This is a genomic window from Vibrio sp. Scap24 (assembly GCF_013394185.1).
GTDB lineage: Bacteria > Pseudomonadota > Gammaproteobacteria > Enterobacterales > Vibrionaceae > Vibrio > Vibrio pomeroyi.
Genome location: NZ_CP041333.1, coordinates 78,201 through 94,958 on the forward strand (window position 1 = coordinate 78,201; position 16,758 = coordinate 94,958).

A 16,758-nucleotide genomic window follows, 5' to 3' on the forward strand; every position below is an offset into this window, starting at 1 on the left:
AACAAGGATGAAATTAGCAACCAAGAAAAATGGTACTCGTGATGGTCTGTTGATGGTCGTGAGTAAAGATCTCAAACAGTGTGTACCTGCCACTGAAATCTTCCATGCGATGCATCTGGCACCTACCATGCAGGTAGCCTTGGATTACTGGGACAGCGTTGCGCCTCAGTTAGAAGAGTTATACACCTCGTTAAATAGCGGGCATGTGACGAGCCGTGAAGTGTTTGCCACTCAGTATTGTGAATCGCCTCTGCCACGCGCTTATCAATGGGCAGATGGCAGCGCCTATGTAAACCACGTTGAGCTGGTGCGTAAGGCGCGTGGTGCTGAAATGCCAGAAAGCTTCTGGGTCGATCCGCTCATGTATCAAGGTGGCTCAGACGCCTTTATTGGTCCTCGTGACAATATCGAATTTGCTAGTGATGATTGGGGTATTGATTTCGAGGGTGAAGTCGCGGTTGTCACCGGTGACGTGCCAATGGGGGCTAGCGCCAAGCAAGCGAATGATTCGATTCGTCTGCTGATGCTGGTGAATGATGTATCCCTGCGTGGCTTGATTCCAGCAGAGCTCGCAAAGGGTTTTGGTTTCTTCCAGTCTAAGCCCTCTTCAGCGTTTTCTCCTGTTGCCGTCACACCTGACGAGCTAGGTGAGCAGTGGAAAGGCAGCAAGGTGCATGTACCACTGATATCGACCTACAATGACCAGCCTTTTGGTTGTCCAAATGCAGGTGTAGACATGACCTTCAATTTCGCTGAGCTGATTGTCCATGCTGCGAAGACTCGTCCACTGTCGGCTGGTGCGATCATTGGCTCTGGCACGGTATCGAATAAGCAAGGCACAGACCATGGTACCTCGATTGCGGAAGGCGGTGTGGGCTACTCGTGTATTGCTGAAGTACGCATGATAGAGACAATTCGTGATGGTAAGCCTTCGACTCAATTCATGTCGTTTGGCGATTCGATCAAGCTTGAGATGTTCGATGCAGCTGGTGACTCCATTTTTGGTGCGATTGACCAAAAAGTGAGCCAGTATCGAGCGCTATAATCCACGTAATAGGATTTCTGTATGAGCGAGAGCATCGTGAACAAGAACATTATACTTTACGGTTACTGGCGCTCGTCCGCAGCCTATCGAGTGCGTATTGGATTAAACCTGAAGCAACTCAACTACGAGTCTAAATCGGTGCACTTGGTGCGTAATGGCGGCGAGCAGCATAACCCACAATATCGTGAGCTCAACGCCAGCCAATTAGTGCCCGTGCTGGTGGATGGTGAAGTTCAACTCAATCAGTCACTGGCTATTCTTCAATATCTCGATGAACACTATTTGTGTGAGAGCAGCCCTGACTCCTCGCTCATTCCAGAGCAAACCCCACTGCGCTATCAAGCACTGGCGATGGCTCAGGACATTGCGATGGAAATTCACCCTCTGAATAATCTACGTGTGTTGCAGTATTTGGAGCGAGTGTTGTCGTGCGAGCAAGAGGCAAAAATGGATTGGCTTCATCACTGGATGAGCCAAGGTTTCAGTACTCTAGAAGAGAAGCTGGCGAAGCACAGAAAAGCGCATGGCGATTCGGTGTATAGCCTCACAGATTCGCCCGGTATCGTCGATATTTGCTTAGTGCCGCAAGTCTACAATGCACTGCGTTTTGGCGTTGATATGTCGCCTTATCCGCTAATTAATTCGATTGTCGAAGCGTGCAATAAGTTGTCCGCGTTTATTGAGGCAATGCCAGAGAATCAATCGGATGCGAACGGATAGCCATAGATTAAAATTTAATAGTCTCTAAGATTAAGAAAGCCCTCCACGATGTTCATTCGTGGAGGGCTTTTCGTTGGAAGTTATTTTCTTCTAATTGAGACCTTATGAGATAAGAGCGCTAAAGCGAAATCACACGTTTGATCTCATCGAGCACGTCCGCATTGGCTATCGCGCCGATGTTCTCGACGGGCTTGCCATTCACCACCTGTTTCACCGCCAGTTCCACCAGTTTTCCTGAGCGTGTTTTTGGTACGTCACTGATAGCAAAAATCTGACTAGGCACATGCCTTGGCGAGCAAGATGACTTGAGCTTACTCTTGATGGTTGCCAATAACGTTTCATTGAGATCCACGCCTTGCTGCAGTTGAACAAACAACCAAATCTGTTCATTGCGGTCGACATCTTTACCCACGGCGATGGAGTCGATGATGCCCTCAATGGTGTTCACTTGTTGGTAGATCTCGGCGGTACCAATTCGCACGCCACCGGGGTTGAGTGTAGTGTCGCCTCGCCCGTAGAACAGATAGCCGCCATGCACGCTCTGTGAGACCTCGTCACCGTGATGCCACACATTATCGAATCTATCCCAATACGTGCTGTGATAACGCTCTCCGGTGTCATTCCAGAAGCCAACAGGGAAGTTGGGTAGGGAATTTGTACACACCAGTTCACCACGTTCGTGATTGACCTTTTGACCCGACGAATTGAACACCTTGATGTCGACGCCAAGCCCTGCCTGTTGGCATTCACCGCGATATACTGGTGAGATAGGGTTGCCCAACACAAAGCAGCCACAAATATCTGTACCACCAGAAATGGACGCCAAATGCAGGTCTTGTTTGATGTGTTTGTAAACGTAATCAAATTGCTCGGGGTAAAGCACTGACCCCGTTGAGCACAGTGTTCTTAAGTGGGGAAGAGAATGGTTGTCGATAGGTGAGAGCTCTGCCTTCTCGATAGCTTCTAGATACTTGGCTGAGGTGCCAAATAGCGACACATCGGCGCGCTGTGCCACGTCCCATAGAACGTTAGGTTGCGGATAAACTGGGCTGCCATCAAAGATCACCAAACAAGCACCGCTAGCGAGCGCAGAGACGTGCCAGTTCCACATCATCCAACCACAAGTGGTGTAATAGAACACGCGATCGTTTGGCTTAACATCGCAATGAAGCTGATGCTCTTTTAGGTGGTTGATGGTAGTGCCACCAACCGAGTGAACAATGCACTTTGGCTTGCCTGTGGTGCCGGAAGAGTAGAGTACAAACAATGGTTCATTGAAGCCGACACGCACAAATCGTACAGGTTGTGGCTGATAATGGTTAATGATGCTGTGCCAGCTTCGGGTCGACACATCATTTTCAAAGTCATTCCTTCCCAAGTAACTGATCTGACACACCTGTTTTAGCTCGGTTAAGTGCTCGATGATTTCACGGTTCTTGTCCGTCATATCGAACGCTTTACCATTGAAGGTGTAGCCATCACAGGTGAACAACACCTTAGGTTTCACTTGGCCAAATCGCTCAATCACACTCTCGACACCAAAGTCAGGCGAGGTTGATGTCCAAATCGCGCCCAAGCTGGTGGCTGCCAGCATCGCTATTACGGTTTGTGGCAGATAGGGCGTATACGCAGCAACCACATCACCTTGCTTCACTCCGCTATCGACAAGCCATTGCTGAACGCTAGAGACCGCTTCACACAGGGTTTTCCATGTATAACTCTGTTGTTCGCCACGTTCATTCTCAAACCAAATCGCCAGTTCATTAGGCATGGTTTGTGCCAAACGCAGCAAGTTCTCGGCGTAGTTTACTTGTGCATTGGGAAACCAAACCGTATCACGATTCGATTTAGGCTGCTGCCAGCGGCTCTCACCTTGAGCTTTGATGGTCTCGCTTTCTGCCTTGTTAATCGAGCCTTGCGAGCCGACTACTCCACAAAACTGCCATACGTTTTGCCAAAACGATTCCGGCTGATCCACAGACCATTGATGGAGTTCGGCGTAGCTTTTTACGTCCCTATCCAGGTTTAACCCAGACTGTTCAAGGCTATCGATAAATCGGGTTAAGTTGGCATCGGCGATACGCTGCTCGCTTGGCTGCCAAATGGGCTTATTGCTTTCGTGCATTCCTTTACCTTTAACAAAAAGTTAACGTTTTCAGTCTGGTATTTAGGTTTTACAAAGTCAAAAGTTCAGCAAAATAAGCGTCCGGCGGAATTGTGTAAATAAAATGTTACACAATCGCTTGTTTCGAAAAATAGCGCAAATTGGCGGATATAAGGAGTGGAGATAGGCTTAAAGTGAGACATTCGAAAGGAGGTGTGTAATGACTCAATATCATTCTAAGCCCGTGAGCCAAGAGGGATGGGTTGGGTGGAGCCTCGAAGAAGATGCCATTTGGCACGACTTGGTGAAAAGGCAACTGGACGTCATTAGTGACCGCGCATGCGATGCTTATTTGCACGGTTTGACCCTGCTGGATCTGCCATTAGACAGAGTTCCTCAGCTTCCAGAGATAAACAAAGTGCTAAAGGAAACAACAGGTTGGCAGGTTCAGCCTGTTCCTGCGTTAATCGATTTTGACCGTTTCTTTGATTTGCTCGCCAATAAGAAATTCCCCGTCGCGACATTTTTGAGAACGCGAGACGAGTTCGATTATTTGCAAGAACCTGATTTCTTTCATGAAATTTTTGGTCACTGTGCCATGCTCACTAATGCTGATTTCGCAGCATTCACTGAGCATTATGGAAAACTAGGCCAAGCAGCGACATCAAAACAGCGCGCTTATCTTGCCCGTTTGTATTGGTTTACGGTCGAGTTCGGTTTAGTAAAAGAAGGCCAACAACTGAAAATCTATGGCGGTGGCATTCTTTCGTCTCCGGCGGAAACTATGTATGCGTTGGGAGGGGATTTGGCCGTTCGTGAGCGGTTCGATCTGCAAACGGTTTTAAGAACGCCTTATCGCATCGACATCATGCAACCGAAATATTACGTGATCGACGAGCTGTCTGAGCTCTTCAAAATCAGTCAAGAAAACCTATTACAGCAAGCTGATCTCGCGATTGATGCGGGGTTACTACCACCACTTTTTGAACCCAAGGAACCAACACATGTTGAATGAACAAAAATGCGAAGCCTGCAGTATCGACGCGATTGCCCTAAGTAAAGATGAGCAACAATCTTTACTGTTGGAGTTGTCAGATTGGCAGATCATGGAAAGAGACGGCATCCCACAGCTTGAGAAGGTGTTTAAGTTCAAGAACTACAAACAAGCATGGGCATTCAGCAACAAAGTATCTGAGTTGGCAGAAGAAGAGTTCCATCACCCTTCGATCTTATTGGAATGGGGCAAAGTCACCATAACTTGGTGGAGCCACTCAATCAAAGGCCTCCACAAAAATGATTTCATCTGCGCCTCACGCTGCGATGTGTTCGCTGTGAGTGAATAGTATTGCAGGTTAGAAATTACTCTTTCGCCTTTGTGATGTGATTAACTCATTATTCGGCTCATATTGTGATTTGAATAAGTAATACTTTCGCATCATCGGGCGTCACTTCTCTCAAACTAGCTTGACCTGCATCAGTGACTTGCTTGGTTTCGGGTCTCATAAACCCTTTCTGTTACTCATAGTATTGGTTTTATGAGCCTGCTCTATGATATATTTCTCGGCCAAGTGTATTACAGACGAAGGCTAGCAATGTCTATCAACCTTTCACTCCTTCCACCCAGCGAGAAAAATAAAATCGAACTGGATAAGCAAGCATCGTTTCTTGTATGGAAACTGAAGCAAGCGAAATGTGGCCCTGAAGCCATTGTTGAAGAAGCAATGAAGCTAGGTGACCCAGATGAAAAGGTGTGGTTTGAACAGTCTGTAGAAAAATACAAACGGGTAATGGGTGTCGCATAAACGCAGACAAACCTTGCCCAGCAATGCTGTAGAATTGAAATGACACAGTAATTTGCTAGAATTTGCACCGTTAATTGAATCAGAGAGAAGATCCCGATGGGAAGAAGTTTTGAAGTGCGCAAGGCCTCAATGGCGAAAACTGCAGGCGCAAAAATTAAAGTTTATTCTAAATACGGTAAAGAGATTTACGTACTGGCTAAGAACGGCAGCTCTGACCCAGACATGAACCTACCTCTTAAGCACCTGATTGCTAAAGCGAAGAAAGACCAAGTACCAGCTCACGTTATCGACAAAGCGATCGATAAAGCGAACGGCGGCGGCGGTGAAGACTTCCAACCAGCTCGTTACGAAGGTTTTGGCCCAGGTGGCACAAGCGTAATCGTTGACTGTCTAACTGACAACGGCAACCGTACTTTCCAAGACGTTCGCCAATGTTTCGTTAAGACTGGCGCGAAAATCGGTGTTGAAGGTACTGTTTCTCACATGTTCGCTCACCAAGCTGTATTCCAGTTCAAAGGTGAAGATGACGAGATCATCCTAGAAACGCTAATGATGGAAGACGTAGACGTGACTGACGTTGAGCTAGAAGACGGTGTTATCACTGTATTCGCTCCAACGACTGAGTTCTTCAAAACGAAGACTGCACTAAACACTGCGTTCCCAGAGCTAACTCTAGACGTTGAGGAAATCACTTTCGTTCCTCAAACAACTACGCCAGTAGCTGAAGAAGATTCTGAGAAGTTCCAGAAGTTCTTAGACATGCTTGACGACTGTGATGATGTTCAGCAGGTTTACCACAACGCTGAGCTGTAATCTTTACAGTAACAACAGTTATTAAAAAACCGAGCCTAGTGCTCGGTTTTTTTATGTCGGTAACAATGATTGTTTTCCTTGATCATTGTTCCGCTGGTTCTATAAATAACTTTGGAATTCATGGCGTTATTCATCGCATAAACTCACTTTGGCTATCGTTTTTGATCTCGGGCGACATAGCCACTCAGCGACTTTTCTGACTTGTGGTAACAAGGTTAGGCTCAGTGTGAGTGCACACGGCCAAGCAATCAAAAAGCTGTTTAACCAAATTGGTGGCCATGCTTGACTGAAACCCATCTTATAACCCGATATGATCCCCGACATCATGAATGCCATGACAAGTGAAGACAGTATCGCGGTAACCCAATGCAGTCTGTTTTTCATCTGCTCTCCTTAGTGATTTTATTATTGGAATGCATTAAGGTTACTCTTATCCATAAATGAGAAAAATAGGCACATATAGAAGTATGAATTCCATATTTGGAAACATTGATGATCTATTCCTGTTTTGTACGGTGGTGGAAGAGGGGTCGTTGTTGTCGGCATCGAAGCGACTTCAATTACCTGTGTCGACCATGTCGCGCCGATTAACCGCCTTGGAAGAGCGCCTGAGCATTCGCCTTTTAGAGAAGAAGGGTAGAGAGTTGGTGGCCACTAAAGATGGTGAAGCGGCCTTTGCAGCACTGAGTAGCAGCATGGAGTCACTGCATCAGGGTTTTAGTAGCTTGCTTGAAGAGCGCGATGCTATCCAAGGCAAAATAAAGCTCGCGGTGCCTCATAACTTCTATAGCGGTTTTCTTCGCCCTACTGTCGAGCAATTTCTTGCTGAGTACCCAAAAGTACAACTCAATCTCATCTTGAGCCAACAGCAAGTGGTGCCTGAAACCGATCGTGATTTGTTGATCACGTTTCAAATTTCCGACATGGACGGCATGATTGCGCGACCACTGTTTAAGGCCAAGCACGGATTTTTTGCGAGCCAAGAGTATCTGGATTCTCGCGAAGAGATTAAAAAGCCAGACGATCTCGAGCATCAAGAGTGGATTAATGTCGATGATGTGTTTGATATGCCACTCTACAAATCTGGTCAGTTAGAGCAGATGGTGACGATCAAACCTAAGTTCATCGTTAACGATATTTATGCTGTCGCGGCCGCTGCGCAAAAGGGATTAGGCATCGCCTCACTGCCTTTTCGTCATGTTTCTCCGGAAATGAATCTGATTCAAGTGCTCCCTGAGTATCATCGGGGTGATCGCCAAGCGTATTTAGTGTACAAAGAAAGAAAATATCAGCCGAAGGCTTTGACTTTGCTTATCGAGACCTTGATTGAGAGCGTTCGATCGTTCCATCACGATGAGCTGAGTTAAATGAAAAGGAGAAAGAAATGAAAGTAAGTTTTATCGGGCTAGGCGTAATGGGTTTCCCAATGGCAGGCCACCTAGTCAAAGCCGGTTTTGAGGTAACGGTATTTAACCGCACTCATAGCAAAGCACTAGACTGGGCTGATAAACACCAAGGTAAAGCCGCTGAGAGTGTAGCTGAGTGTGTCGCAGAAGCCGACGTAGTATTGGTTTGTGTAGGCAACGATGATGACGTGCGTAGCATGACAACCAGCGAAACAGGCGCATTGGCGGCAATGAAGCCAAACGCGATTCTTGTTGACCACACCACAACGTCTGCAATCTTGTCTGAAGAGCTTGAAGTCGCTGCGAAGGAAGCGGGTATTCGCTTCATGGATGCACCAGTGTCTGGTGGTCAAGCGGGCGCAGAAAACGGTGTGCTAACTATCATGTGTGGTGGTGAGCAAGCGCTATTCAACGACCTTCAACCTGTATTTGAAGCTTACGGTAAATCGTCCGTTCTGATGGGTAAAGTCGGCCAAGGCCAACGCGCGAAAATGGTGAACCAGATCTGCATCGCGGGTGTATTGAACGGCTTATCTGAAGGCTTGGTACTGGCTGAAAAATCAGGTCTGGATATTCCAACTCTGGTTGATTGCCTTAAAAACGGCGCAGCAGGTTCATGGCAGATGGAAAACCGCGCTACCACAATGGCGCAAGACAAATTCGACTTCGGCTTCGCAATTGATTGGATGATCAAAGATTTAGGCTTCTGCCTAGATGAAGCAGAACGCCAAGGTATCCAACTTCCGTTGACTGAAAAGACTAACAACGCTTACAAGGCATTGTCTGCTGAAGGACAAGGTCGCATGGATACATCAGTATTGATGAAAGCTGTCGTTGAAGAGACAAAGAAGTAGCAAGACAGAAGAGATAGAAGCTTCGTTTAGATAACTAAAAATAGCCGCTAATTAGCGGCTATTTTTGTTTGCATGAAACGATAACGAGCCTTTTTAACTCGTTTCAGACACTAACTATTTAGATTAAAGCCTATCTAGATTAAAACCTATATAGATTGAAGCATGACCCTTTTAATCACGTCATGAACAGCAAGGTTTAGAGGGCTTTGACGATCGACAAGACGCATGCAGGATACAAGATTTAGATCAATTCTAAGCTCTTTGGGTGGCTCTATTGTGTTAAGCGAAGCGTCCTTCCAACTATCGCTTAATACGCAGGCGTGGTCACCTTGCTCTAGAATTTGTCTCGCAACTGAAAAATTGTCCACCGTGATACTGATGTGAGGGTCAATTCCACTGCTTCTCAACATTTCTAAATATCGGTAACGTTCTTCATTCCAACCTTGGCTTCGGATCTTGATAAAAGGCAACTGCAATGCCTCTTCCCATGTTAGTTGCCCTAATGATTTTGATACGGCGATCACCAGTTGGTCGGGCATGATACGTTTCTGGAAGATATTCGAACTACGCTCTTCATTTAGAAAGTGCACACCTAAGGTGATATCACCGTCTTCTAATTTTTGCTCTGTATCTGATGTCCAAGTTTTCAGCTCTATTTGTGCTTTGGGAAATGTTTTCGAGAGCTCCCTAAATAAACTAACGCCTGAGAACTCTAGTGTGTAAGCGAAGAAAGCAAGGGTAATTGGCCCTTCGTAGGTGGCAGGGTCGAATGTCACTGGTGAGGTGGCGGAGTGCATCAAGGACAAGGCTTGTTCAATCTTGGGCAAAATAGATTTGCTGTAATGCGTTGGTCTTAACCCTTCCGTGGTGCGTTCGAAAAGTGGGTGCCCTAATTGTTCTCTTAGCTTGGTCATTTGCTTGCTGATGGCGCTTTCTGAGATCCCCAGTTTCATCCCAGCCCTTTTCAGGCTATTCGACTGACACAGTAATACAAAGGTACGCAGCAAGTTCAAGTCTATGCTTTCCATTTTGGCAAGTCCTATTTTCCACACTTTCCATTTTGGAAGTATAAAGTGATCACTATCGGCAGAGCAAATAATACTCTTCCAAATGACATTCACTTTGAAATATAAAGGTCGCTAATATGAAAACACTATTTCCCCTTACTGCTGTCGCTTTATTCTCAACCAGCGTTATTGCAGCGCCAACCATCGTCACGGAAGATAATTTTGCTCAGGCATACACCAATATGCGTCTCGGCGCGGTAGTAGAGAAAGCAGGCGGTATCAATACATTCTTTGAGATGCCAGTACCAAGCAGCGTTCCAGAAGAGCAGTTCGTTGTGCGAATGAATCGAGATACCTTTTACTCCGTTTCTGTCATCGATATGTCGAACGATGATGTCTACGTGACGGTTCCAGAAACTGACCAATATGTGTCACTGCAAGTCGTGGATGAAAACCACGAGACGCAGCCAATGATCTACGGTTCGGGTCGTCATAAAATCAGTGCAAAAACCGACCACGCATTCGTTATTGTTCGTGCGCTTGAAGATGACGCTCGCCATAACCTTAAAATTGAAACAGGCAGTGAGAAACCGTTTGTCGTAAAAGAATGGGATATGGCGTCGTTCAAGGCCACGGATAAAGCTGGCAACATCGATTTCAGTGACGGATATGACCAATCAAAGGCGTTTGGTAACGAAGAAAGCGGCCAAACTGATTATATGAATTACGTCGGCGCAGCTGGCGGTTGGGGTGGTGCGATGGTTGAAGACAACATCTATCAAACTAGCCAGTACTTCGATGCGAATGCATGTTACGAGACGACTTTCAAAGATCCGAAGGCTGGCTCATTCTGGTCGGCGACCGTATATAACGCTGATGGACGCATGTTTAACGATAAAGCCAATATTTCGAGTGAAATGGCACCTGTTATGAACAGCGATGGAACCTATACTCTCCGTTTCGGATGTGAAGGTCAGCCAAACAACATTCCAACTATGGACGGTAATAACACGGGTAAATTTAATGTGCTAATGCGCCACTACAATCCAAGCGAACCAGTGAGCAAAGGCGAGAAAGGTTACAACCCAGCGACGATGATTAAGAAAGTCGGCTAATTTTAGTCGTTGGTTCTGAAAAATAAAGTAGTCTAAGACTCATTTGAAACATTAAAAATAGCCGCTGATTAGCGGCTATTTCTGTTTGTGTGTATAGAAGTACATGCGAAGCGTTGGTTTTGCTATCCGTCATCGGACAAAAGCGTAATGGTTCGCTTGTTAACTTATCAATGAATTGTCCCAAGTATGGAAAACTTGTCGATATTACTCTAGAAGAGTCCAATGAGAGATTCAGCGTTTTACGAGTAGATAATCTAAAGAATAGCCAGCTTTTGAGACTAATAACTATCGATGTAACGGATGAGCTTCGTTCTTTGCTTTAGCTTGTATTGAATCGGTTTATTCAACGGCCAGATACGAAAACGCCAACTATTTAGTTGGCGTGTTTTTATAACAACAATAAGTCACAAAATCTTGATTAGCATAGTAAAGCTAAATTATTTAACCATTGTCCCAACGTTTACGAAGTGTGGCTATTTTTGCATCCGCGCGTAATGAATAGCCTTCGGGATCACAAAGTCTAACAGACCCTTCTGGCAGGCCAAAAACCTCTTCTATCGTCGAACGAATAGACCCTACACTTGCATCCGAGCGAGTTGCTCTTTGTCGGGTATAAATGGCTCTAGATTGTGTCGTATCATCTGTACATTTTATAACGTCAAGTTCGGTAGCATCGACTTTGCCTTTGTTTTTTAACAAGTCGCCGGCTTCATAAACCTTAGCGTTGCTTGGGTATTTGGCATAGTCTTCATCCGTATATTGATAATCATCATCTTCCAATTCTGATGATTCTTCGTACTGATTGAGGCCAGAGTCGACAAACCAAGTCGAGTCGTCTTCCTGTCGCCAAACAGAACCATCCTCGATGTGAAGCCTACGGCTTGATTGCTTTGCGAGAATTGAATCGCCGTAGCGAGCATCTACTCCTTTTGTCGATTGGAAGCCGTCCAAAATTAATTCTAGGGCATTTGAGTTCCCCACAACACCAATAAAAACTGAGCAACCTGGCTGCATAAAGTTGGCTGATGGCATCTGTTGTACATAAACGGTTGCACGCAGATTCGGGGACGACTCTGCTAGCGGTTGTAAGCTCTCAATAACAACATCGAGGTAGTCATGGCAACTCTTCGTAAGGCTACCGAGATCTACTTCTACTGTATCTATAGCTTTTGCTGAATTAATGAAATGCAAATCACTAATCAATCGTTCCATTTTTAAATCTCCAGATTCTAAATGAGGATGATATTCAAATATTTCGCTTTAAAATCGTTTAATTACTCAAGTGCTCATGTTCACTGACTAAGGTATCAACAATGAGACTCATCTGTTTCATCATTTGGGTCTCAGTATTTTCTAGCCATTCATAATGTTCAGCTATCGCCTGCAATTGTCTATCCAGAGAAAAAGAATGCCTGATCAACCTCTCTAACATCGGTTTGTTTATAATCGTGATAGGTGGCGAATAGACTGTTCTTGCAAGGTGACATACATTTTGCAGATATAGCTGAAGCTCAAGGATCGAGTTATGTTCTCCTAGAGAGTCTGAATGTTTTTTCTTCGTATCTAATAGTCGATAAAGACTGACCATTGGATTTGCGATCTCGATTGGAAGTTCAGGAAAGTAAGGTGTGTTCATATTGAGTTCGTCGTTCCGGCTTTTAAAAATAACAGGGCAACAAAAATGTGAATTGAGACTAAGGCCGTGGTGCGCAGTGAATATAAAATCCACTGCGTACTCATTAGTCAATTATTCATTGACCAACTGAGTAGGTAGTGGATCTAAAGGAGAGGTCATAAACGGAATGTATCCCTCACAACCATGCCCGCTAAAATTTCATTTTTAGCCATATCCATTCTGTCGATGATAATAAAATTATTATTAACAGTATCTTAGGGTGATCTTACGGTTATTTCTTTGATGCAGGATACAAGATGCATAAAAAGACTTTAAAATACGCTTGAAGATTAACTTTCCGAATCAAAAAGTTAGGATATTGATGATAACTTTGTGAAACTTTTTTATCGTCAATGCTCACCATTTCCATTGCATAAAGGGGACTGAGAATCACTAACCTTATAGGATGAATAACTCTAGTTGAGGAAATGCATATTAACAGCGTCTGAATGACAATTTACTCGATCTAACAAGGAGGTAGAATGAGTCAGCTCTGCTCAAGGTTTGAATTAGAAAATGTCAGATTACGTTTGGCTTATCCATTTTTTTACTTTTTATCTAATGCCCTCATCACTCACGACCCAACTAAACCATTCACTCCTCATTATTACCATTCGTCGCATTGATAAAACTGCATGACAAATTCTAGTTAACCTTTCAACGTCAACATTTGAAAGGGATTAGAAATCATGACTACTGTAAACACGACTTACTCACTTACTTCTCAATTTAAGCGCTCATTTTTGATTGGGCTTGTTTCAATCGCTCCTACGTTAGCTTTGGCTAACCCAAGCTCAGATGTGCTTGATATCTACAACCAAGCCGCGCAAGGCAATGAAGACATGGTTGAGGTGGCTTATGAACGCCTTAACGATACGCTGCAACAAGACGGCGCGACGCCACTGACTTTGGTTTATCTAGGAAGCACAGAAACCTTAATGGGGCGCGATGCGTTCTTACCTTGGAACAAGATGAAGTATGTCGAAAAGGGCTTATCGACCATTGATAAATCACTCGTTCTACTTAAAGACGAAGACCAACCGATTCATGAGCAGCCTCGTGTTCAAGGATTACCAGATTCTTACCTGACTCGCGCTATGGCTGCGGTGACTTACACCTCTCTACCCGACATGTTTAACCATTTCGACCGTGGTTATGACCTGTTCCTCTCGCTACTGGCTGAAGACGCTTTCAAGCAACAGCATTTCGCTGCGACATCGTGGATTTACCGTTATGCAATTGAGGCATCGATTCGTGCTGAAGACCTTAAGCAAGCACAAGCTTGGTTAGAACAAATGGAAACTGCCGATGCTGGCAACATCGAAACTATGACTGCGAAGGCGCTAATAGCGAAAGCCAAGTAACAGTTGCGAATGCTAAACAATGAGCGCGAAAGCCAAATAGTAGCTGCGAACGCTTAAGAATGGATTGGTAATCGGAGGACAACGGGATGATTGAATTTAAAGGAATCGGCAAGTCGTATCTCACGGGAGGACAAAGTGTAGATGCACTCAAGGGAGTCGATGGTCAGATTAAACGTGGTGAAATGGTTGCACTGTGCGGCCCGTCGGGATCGGGAAAAAGCACATTGCTGAACATCCTAGGTTTGTTGGATATGGACTATCAAGGCGAGATCAATATTGATGGCCAAGCGTATCCAACAGAACAGATTGCTGCTGCGCGTTTTCGTCGCCAGTCGTTGGGTTTTGTATTTCAGCGCTTCAATCTGGTTCCTGTGATGACAGCGCTTGAGAACGTCGCTTATCCATTGATGTTGAACCAATGTTCGAAACAAGAACAACAGACCAGAGCTCAAGACATGTTAGAGCGCGTTGGGCTAGGGGATTACGTACATCACCGCCCAGACAACCTTTCAGGCGGCCAGCAACAACGTGTCGCGATAGCCAGAGCGTTAATCCACAACCCAAGCCTAGTGATTGCCGATGAACCGACTGCCAGCTTAGACAGCCACACTGCTAACCTTGTGATCGACATCATGAAAGAGCTTGGTCATGAGATGGGAACCACCTTTATTGTCGCAACGCATGACCCAAGAATGGCGCAGCGTTGTGATCGAGTGATTGAACTTATCGACGGACAACTGGCACCACAAGCCACAGCAAGGGAGGCTATCTCATGGGCAAGTTAACACAAAGAATGAGCACGTTTTTGTTTCCAACCTCGGTGCGTTTGGCGTGGCTTAATTTATTGAGAAATAGTCGACGCAGCCTGCTTTCGGTGTTGATCATCGCCATTGCCGTATTTGCACTCACCAGTGCGGGCGGTTATGGGCTTTACACCTACGAATCCTTAAGGGAATCGACCGCGCGCGATACCGGTCATCTCACCTTGAGCACGCCTGGTTATTTTGAACAAGATGAAGACATGCCTCTGAGCAATGGTCTGGATAACGTTCAAGCGCTAACCAAGAGCATTATTGGCGACAGCGACGTGCGCGGTGTTCAGCCAAGAGTCTACTTCAGCGGTTTGGTTTCTAACGGTAGTAAGTCGACCATCTTTATGGGAACAGGCGTTAATGAGCGTGAGTTCGACATGAAAGGGCCGTTTCTTGATGTGCGCAGCGGTCAGACTCTCTCGGATGTGAAATCGCCAAGATACGACAACCAAGAACCACAAGTGATGCTGGGAACTGACCTTGCTCGTAACCTCAAAGTTGCGGTTGGCGATTGGGTCACATTACTCGCCACCACTAGCGATGGCGCATTGAATGCCTTTGATTTTAAGGTGCAGGGTATTTACTCGACAGGCGTTCCTGAGCTGGATAAGCGTCAGCTGTATGTACACATCACCACAGCTCAAGAGCTTCTAGCCTCAGACCGAGTTAGCACTTTATCGGTATTCCTTTTTGAAACCAGCAAGACATCGACCGTGCAGCAACGCATTGAGGTGTTACTGAATAGACAAAGCGAACAACAAGGTTCCGAAATAGAGATTACTCCATGGCAAGATCGCGCGTTTTTCTACACCAAGGTTAAAGACCTTTACGACCGTATATTCGGCATCATGGGCGCAGTGATGGCATTGGTGGTGTTCGTATCGCTGTTCAATACCATGACCATGTCAGTCACAGAGCGCACTCGTGAAATTGGTACCTTGTCGGCACTCGGCAGTTACCCTTCTGAGATCGTGTCAGGCTTCTTAAAAGAGGCAGGGTTACTGGCGGTGATTGGCAGTGCGATAGGTGCGCTAGTGAGTGGCTTAGTGTCGGTGTTGTTACTGGTAGTCGATATACAAATGCCACCACCTCCGGGTCGAACCGAAGGTTACCCACTCAACATTTACTTCTCACTAGAATTGGTCGGTTACGCCACCTTAGGTGTGCTGACGATATGTTTGCTGGCTGCTTATTTCTCTGCTCGTAAAGGCGTGAATAAGCCAATCACGGAGGCGCTGGTTTATGTGTAAATTAACTCGTTCATTCAATACCTTGGCTTTCGCGGTGGGCTCTGTTTTAGCTTTGGTTCTCGTATCGACACCAAGCTGGGCAGTCGATTCACAGCAAGTCACAGAGATGATTGCCAAGGCAGACAGCTACCGCTTGAACAGTGCACAAGCGTCCAAGGTGGTCTCTTTAGTGGCGTTATATCAAGACGAACAACTCGATAAAACCCGTGAGTACAACGTCTACACAAGACCAAATCGGGAGTCGTTAGTGGTCTTTAAATCGGCCGTAGAGGCAGGTCAAAAGATGTTGATGATTGAAGATAATTATTGGCTACTGATGCCGAAATCTCGTCGCCCAATTCGTATCACACCGATGCAAAAGCTATTAGGTGAAGCTTCAGTAGGGGATATCTCGACGCTGACGTGGAGTGAAGATTACCAAGGTGAGTGGGTTGCCGAGCAACAAGTTGAGATGTCGACTGGCGAGACAATCGACACCCATCACCTAAAGCTAGCGGCGAAAACCAAGGGTGCGAGTTATCAATCGATTGATCTGTGGTTAACAGCAGATCGTGCATTTCCAATCAAGGCAGATTTGTATCTGCGTTCAGGAAAACTAGCCAAGCAAGCGTGGTTTACTGAAGGCGTGCGTGATGGATTACCAACAGTGGTGTCGATGACCTTGCTCGATAAGATTCAGCCGAGTAAGAAAACCGTGATTGAGTATCGCGAAGTGATTGAACAAAGTTTGGAAGACAAATATTACAACCCTGCCTACCTATCGCGTAACAGCGTGTCTGGGCTGTAGGTGA

The 16,758-nt window shown here is 45.7% G+C and carries 18 protein-coding genes; 13 read left to right on the forward strand and 5 right to left on the reverse strand.

The features are described 5' to 3' along the window. Window positions 1–7: 7 nt before the first annotated feature. Together FLM53_RS15950 and maiA are read left to right on the forward strand one after the other, a co-directional pair. Complete coding sequence (locus FLM53_RS15950; protein WP_176679056.1) at window positions 8–1,045, forward strand: fumarylacetoacetate hydrolase family protein; 1,038 nt, start codon at window positions 8–10, stop codon at window positions 1,043–1,045. 21 nt (window positions 1,046–1,066) lie between these two features. Then, the gene (maiA, locus tag FLM53_RS15955; RefSeq protein WP_176679055.1) at window positions 1,067–1,765 is read left to right on the forward strand and encodes a maleylacetoacetate isomerase; all 699 of its coding nucleotides are present in this window, start codon (window positions 1,067–1,069) and stop codon (window positions 1,763–1,765) included. A 118-nt stretch (window positions 1,766–1,883) separates the two neighbouring features. On the opposite strand, the gene FLM53_RS15960 is transcribed toward maiA, so the two are convergent. Beyond that, window positions 1,884–3,890 carry an acetoacetate--CoA ligase gene (locus FLM53_RS15960; RefSeq protein ID WP_176679054.1) on the reverse strand — a complete coding sequence of 669 codons (2,007 nt, stop codon included), beginning with the start codon at window positions 3,888–3,890 and terminating at the stop codon, window positions 1,884–1,886. A gap of 199 nt (window positions 3,891–4,089) precedes the next feature. On the opposite strand from FLM53_RS15960, the gene phhA reads away from it, so the two are divergent. The 4 genes from phhA (at window position 4,090) to FLM53_RS15980 (ending at window position 6,484) form a co-directional block, all read left to right on the forward strand. Next, window positions 4,090–4,884 carry a phenylalanine 4-monooxygenase gene (gene phhA, locus FLM53_RS15965; protein WP_176679053.1) on the forward strand — a complete coding sequence of 265 codons (795 nt, stop codon included), beginning with the start codon at window positions 4,090–4,092 and terminating at the stop codon, window positions 4,882–4,884. Continuing rightward, entirely contained in the window at window positions 4,874–5,212 is a 339-nt protein-coding gene (locus FLM53_RS15970; protein ID WP_176679052.1) for a 4a-hydroxytetrahydrobiopterin dehydratase, read from the forward strand. The genes phhA and FLM53_RS15970 overlap by 11 nt, the downstream gene beginning before the upstream one ends. A 249-nt stretch (window positions 5,213–5,461) precedes the next feature. Continuing rightward, a complete protein-coding gene (locus FLM53_RS15975; protein WP_008216860.1) occupies window positions 5,462–5,671 on the forward strand; it encodes a DUF3283 family protein in 210 nt (69 codons plus the stop codon). 96 nt (window positions 5,672–5,767) lie between these two features. Next, window positions 5,768–6,484, forward strand: a complete 717-nt coding sequence (locus FLM53_RS15980; RefSeq protein ID WP_017057670.1) for a YebC/PmpR family DNA-binding transcriptional regulator — start codon at window positions 5,768–5,770, stop codon at window positions 6,482–6,484. A gap of 126 nt (window positions 6,485–6,610) precedes the next feature. Here the strand turns inward: FLM53_RS15980 and FLM53_RS15985 are convergent, their stop codons facing one another. Next, entirely contained in the window at window positions 6,611–6,868 is a 258-nt protein-coding gene (locus FLM53_RS15985; RefSeq protein ID WP_176679051.1) for a DUF2798 domain-containing protein, read from the reverse strand. Window positions 6,869–6,951: 83 nt separating this feature from the next. Between FLM53_RS15985 and FLM53_RS15990 the strand changes: the two genes are divergently transcribed. Further along, the gene (locus FLM53_RS15990) at window positions 6,952–7,851 is read left to right on the forward strand and encodes a LysR family transcriptional regulator (RefSeq protein WP_017630284.1); all 900 of its coding nucleotides are present in this window, start codon (window positions 6,952–6,954) and stop codon (window positions 7,849–7,851) included. A gap of 17 nt (window positions 7,852–7,868) precedes the next feature. Continuing rightward, window positions 7,869–8,744 carry an NAD(P)-dependent oxidoreductase gene (locus tag FLM53_RS15995; RefSeq protein ID WP_176679050.1) on the forward strand — a complete coding sequence of 292 codons (876 nt, stop codon included), beginning with the start codon at window positions 7,869–7,871 and terminating at the stop codon, window positions 8,742–8,744. Window positions 8,745–8,890: 146 nt separating this feature from the next. Here FLM53_RS15995 and FLM53_RS16000 read toward each other — a convergent pair whose 3' ends face one another. Further along, entirely contained in the window at window positions 8,891–9,772 is an 882-nt protein-coding gene (locus FLM53_RS16000) for a LysR family transcriptional regulator (RefSeq protein WP_218113439.1), read from the reverse strand. Between the two features lie 116 nt (window positions 9,773–9,888). Between FLM53_RS16000 and FLM53_RS16005 the strand changes: the two genes are divergently transcribed. Continuing rightward, window positions 9,889–10,866 (forward strand): DUF1254 domain-containing protein, encoded by a 978-nt coding sequence (locus FLM53_RS16005; RefSeq protein WP_176679048.1) that lies wholly within the window; start codon window positions 9,889–9,891, stop codon window positions 10,864–10,866. Between the two features lie 441 nt (window positions 10,867–11,307). On the opposite strand, the gene FLM53_RS16010 is transcribed toward FLM53_RS16005, so the two are convergent. Together FLM53_RS16010 and FLM53_RS16015 are read right to left on the reverse strand one after the other, a co-directional pair. Continuing rightward, a complete protein-coding gene (locus FLM53_RS16010) occupies window positions 11,308–12,078 on the reverse strand; it encodes a hypothetical protein (RefSeq protein ID WP_176679047.1) in 771 nt (256 codons plus the stop codon). Window positions 12,079–12,136: 58 nt separating this feature from the next. After that, on the reverse strand, window positions 12,137–12,502 hold the full coding sequence (locus FLM53_RS16015) for a hypothetical protein (RefSeq protein ID WP_176679046.1): 366 nt from the start codon (window positions 12,500–12,502) through the stop codon (window positions 12,137–12,139). Between the two features lie 728 nt (window positions 12,503–13,230). Here FLM53_RS16015 and FLM53_RS16020 point away from each other — a divergent pair. The 4 genes from FLM53_RS16020 to FLM53_RS16035 all read left to right on the forward strand — a co-directional run bounded on the left by FLM53_RS16020 (window position 13,231) and on the right by FLM53_RS16035 (window position 16,754). Continuing rightward, entirely contained in the window at window positions 13,231–13,905 is a 675-nt protein-coding gene (locus FLM53_RS16020) for a hypothetical protein (protein WP_176679045.1), read from the forward strand. 86 nt (window positions 13,906–13,991) lie between these two features. Further along, entirely contained in the window at window positions 13,992–14,690 is a 699-nt protein-coding gene (locus FLM53_RS16025; protein ID WP_176679044.1) for an ABC transporter ATP-binding protein, read from the forward strand. After that, window positions 14,678–15,967 carry an FtsX-like permease family protein gene (locus FLM53_RS16030; RefSeq protein ID WP_176679043.1) on the forward strand — a complete coding sequence of 430 codons (1,290 nt, stop codon included), beginning with the start codon at window positions 14,678–14,680 and terminating at the stop codon, window positions 15,965–15,967. The genes FLM53_RS16025 and FLM53_RS16030 overlap by 13 nt, the downstream gene beginning before the upstream one ends. Beyond that, window positions 15,960–16,754 (forward strand): outer membrane lipoprotein-sorting protein, encoded by a 795-nt coding sequence (locus FLM53_RS16035; protein WP_176679042.1) that lies wholly within the window; start codon window positions 15,960–15,962, stop codon window positions 16,752–16,754. Before FLM53_RS16030 ends, FLM53_RS16035 begins: the two co-directional genes overlap by 8 nt. Window positions 16,755–16,758: the final 4 nt, after the last annotated feature.

What these genes read in the sequence shown, in the direction of transcription:
- FLM53_RS16035 (WP_176679042.1), top strand. Translation starts at nt 15,960, where the DNA reads ATGTGTAAATTAACTCGTTCATTCAATACCTTGGCTTTCGCGGTGGGC.
- FLM53_RS16010 (WP_176679047.1), bottom strand. Translation starts at nt 12,078, where the DNA reads ATGGAACGATTGATTAGTGATTTGCATTTCATTAATTCAGCAAAAGCT.
- FLM53_RS15975 (WP_008216860.1), top strand. Translation starts at nt 5,462, where the DNA reads ATGTCTATCAACCTTTCACTCCTTCCACCCAGCGAGAAAAATAAAATC.
- FLM53_RS15985 (WP_176679051.1), bottom strand. Translation starts at nt 6,868, where the DNA reads ATGAAAAACAGACTGCATTGGGTTACCGCGATACTGTCTTCACTTGTC.
- FLM53_RS15995 (WP_176679050.1), top strand. Translation starts at nt 7,869, where the DNA reads ATGAAAGTAAGTTTTATCGGGCTAGGCGTAATGGGTTTCCCAATGGCA.
- FLM53_RS15990 (WP_017630284.1), top strand. Translation starts at nt 6,952, where the DNA reads ATGAATTCCATATTTGGAAACATTGATGATCTATTCCTGTTTTGTACG.
- FLM53_RS16005 (WP_176679048.1), top strand. Translation starts at nt 9,889, where the DNA reads ATGAAAACACTATTTCCCCTTACTGCTGTCGCTTTATTCTCAACCAGC.
- FLM53_RS16030 (WP_176679043.1), top strand. Translation starts at nt 14,678, where the DNA reads ATGGGCAAGTTAACACAAAGAATGAGCACGTTTTTGTTTCCAACCTCG.
- FLM53_RS15960 (WP_176679054.1), bottom strand. Translation starts at nt 3,890, where the DNA reads ATGCACGAAAGCAATAAGCCCATTTGGCAGCCAAGCGAGCAGCGTATC.
- phhA (WP_176679053.1), top strand. Translation starts at nt 4,090, where the DNA reads ATGACTCAATATCATTCTAAGCCCGTGAGCCAAGAGGGATGGGTTGGG.
- FLM53_RS16000 (WP_218113439.1), bottom strand. Translation starts at nt 9,772, where the DNA reads ATGGAAAGCATAGACTTGAACTTGCTGCGTACCTTTGTATTACTGTGT.
- maiA (WP_176679055.1), top strand. Translation starts at nt 1,067, where the DNA reads ATGAGCGAGAGCATCGTGAACAAGAACATTATACTTTACGGTTACTGG.
- FLM53_RS15950 (WP_176679056.1), top strand. Translation starts at nt 8, where the DNA reads ATGAAATTAGCAACCAAGAAAAATGGTACTCGTGATGGTCTGTTGATG.
- FLM53_RS16020 (WP_176679045.1), top strand. Translation starts at nt 13,231, where the DNA reads ATGACTACTGTAAACACGACTTACTCACTTACTTCTCAATTTAAGCGC.
- FLM53_RS15980 (WP_017057670.1), top strand. Translation starts at nt 5,768, where the DNA reads ATGGGAAGAAGTTTTGAAGTGCGCAAGGCCTCAATGGCGAAAACTGCA.
- FLM53_RS15970 (WP_176679052.1), top strand. Translation starts at nt 4,874, where the DNA reads ATGTTGAATGAACAAAAATGCGAAGCCTGCAGTATCGACGCGATTGCC.
- FLM53_RS16015 (WP_176679046.1), bottom strand. Translation starts at nt 12,502, where the DNA reads ATGAACACACCTTACTTTCCTGAACTTCCAATCGAGATCGCAAATCCA.
- FLM53_RS16025 (WP_176679044.1), top strand. Translation starts at nt 13,992, where the DNA reads ATGATTGAATTTAAAGGAATCGGCAAGTCGTATCTCACGGGAGGACAA.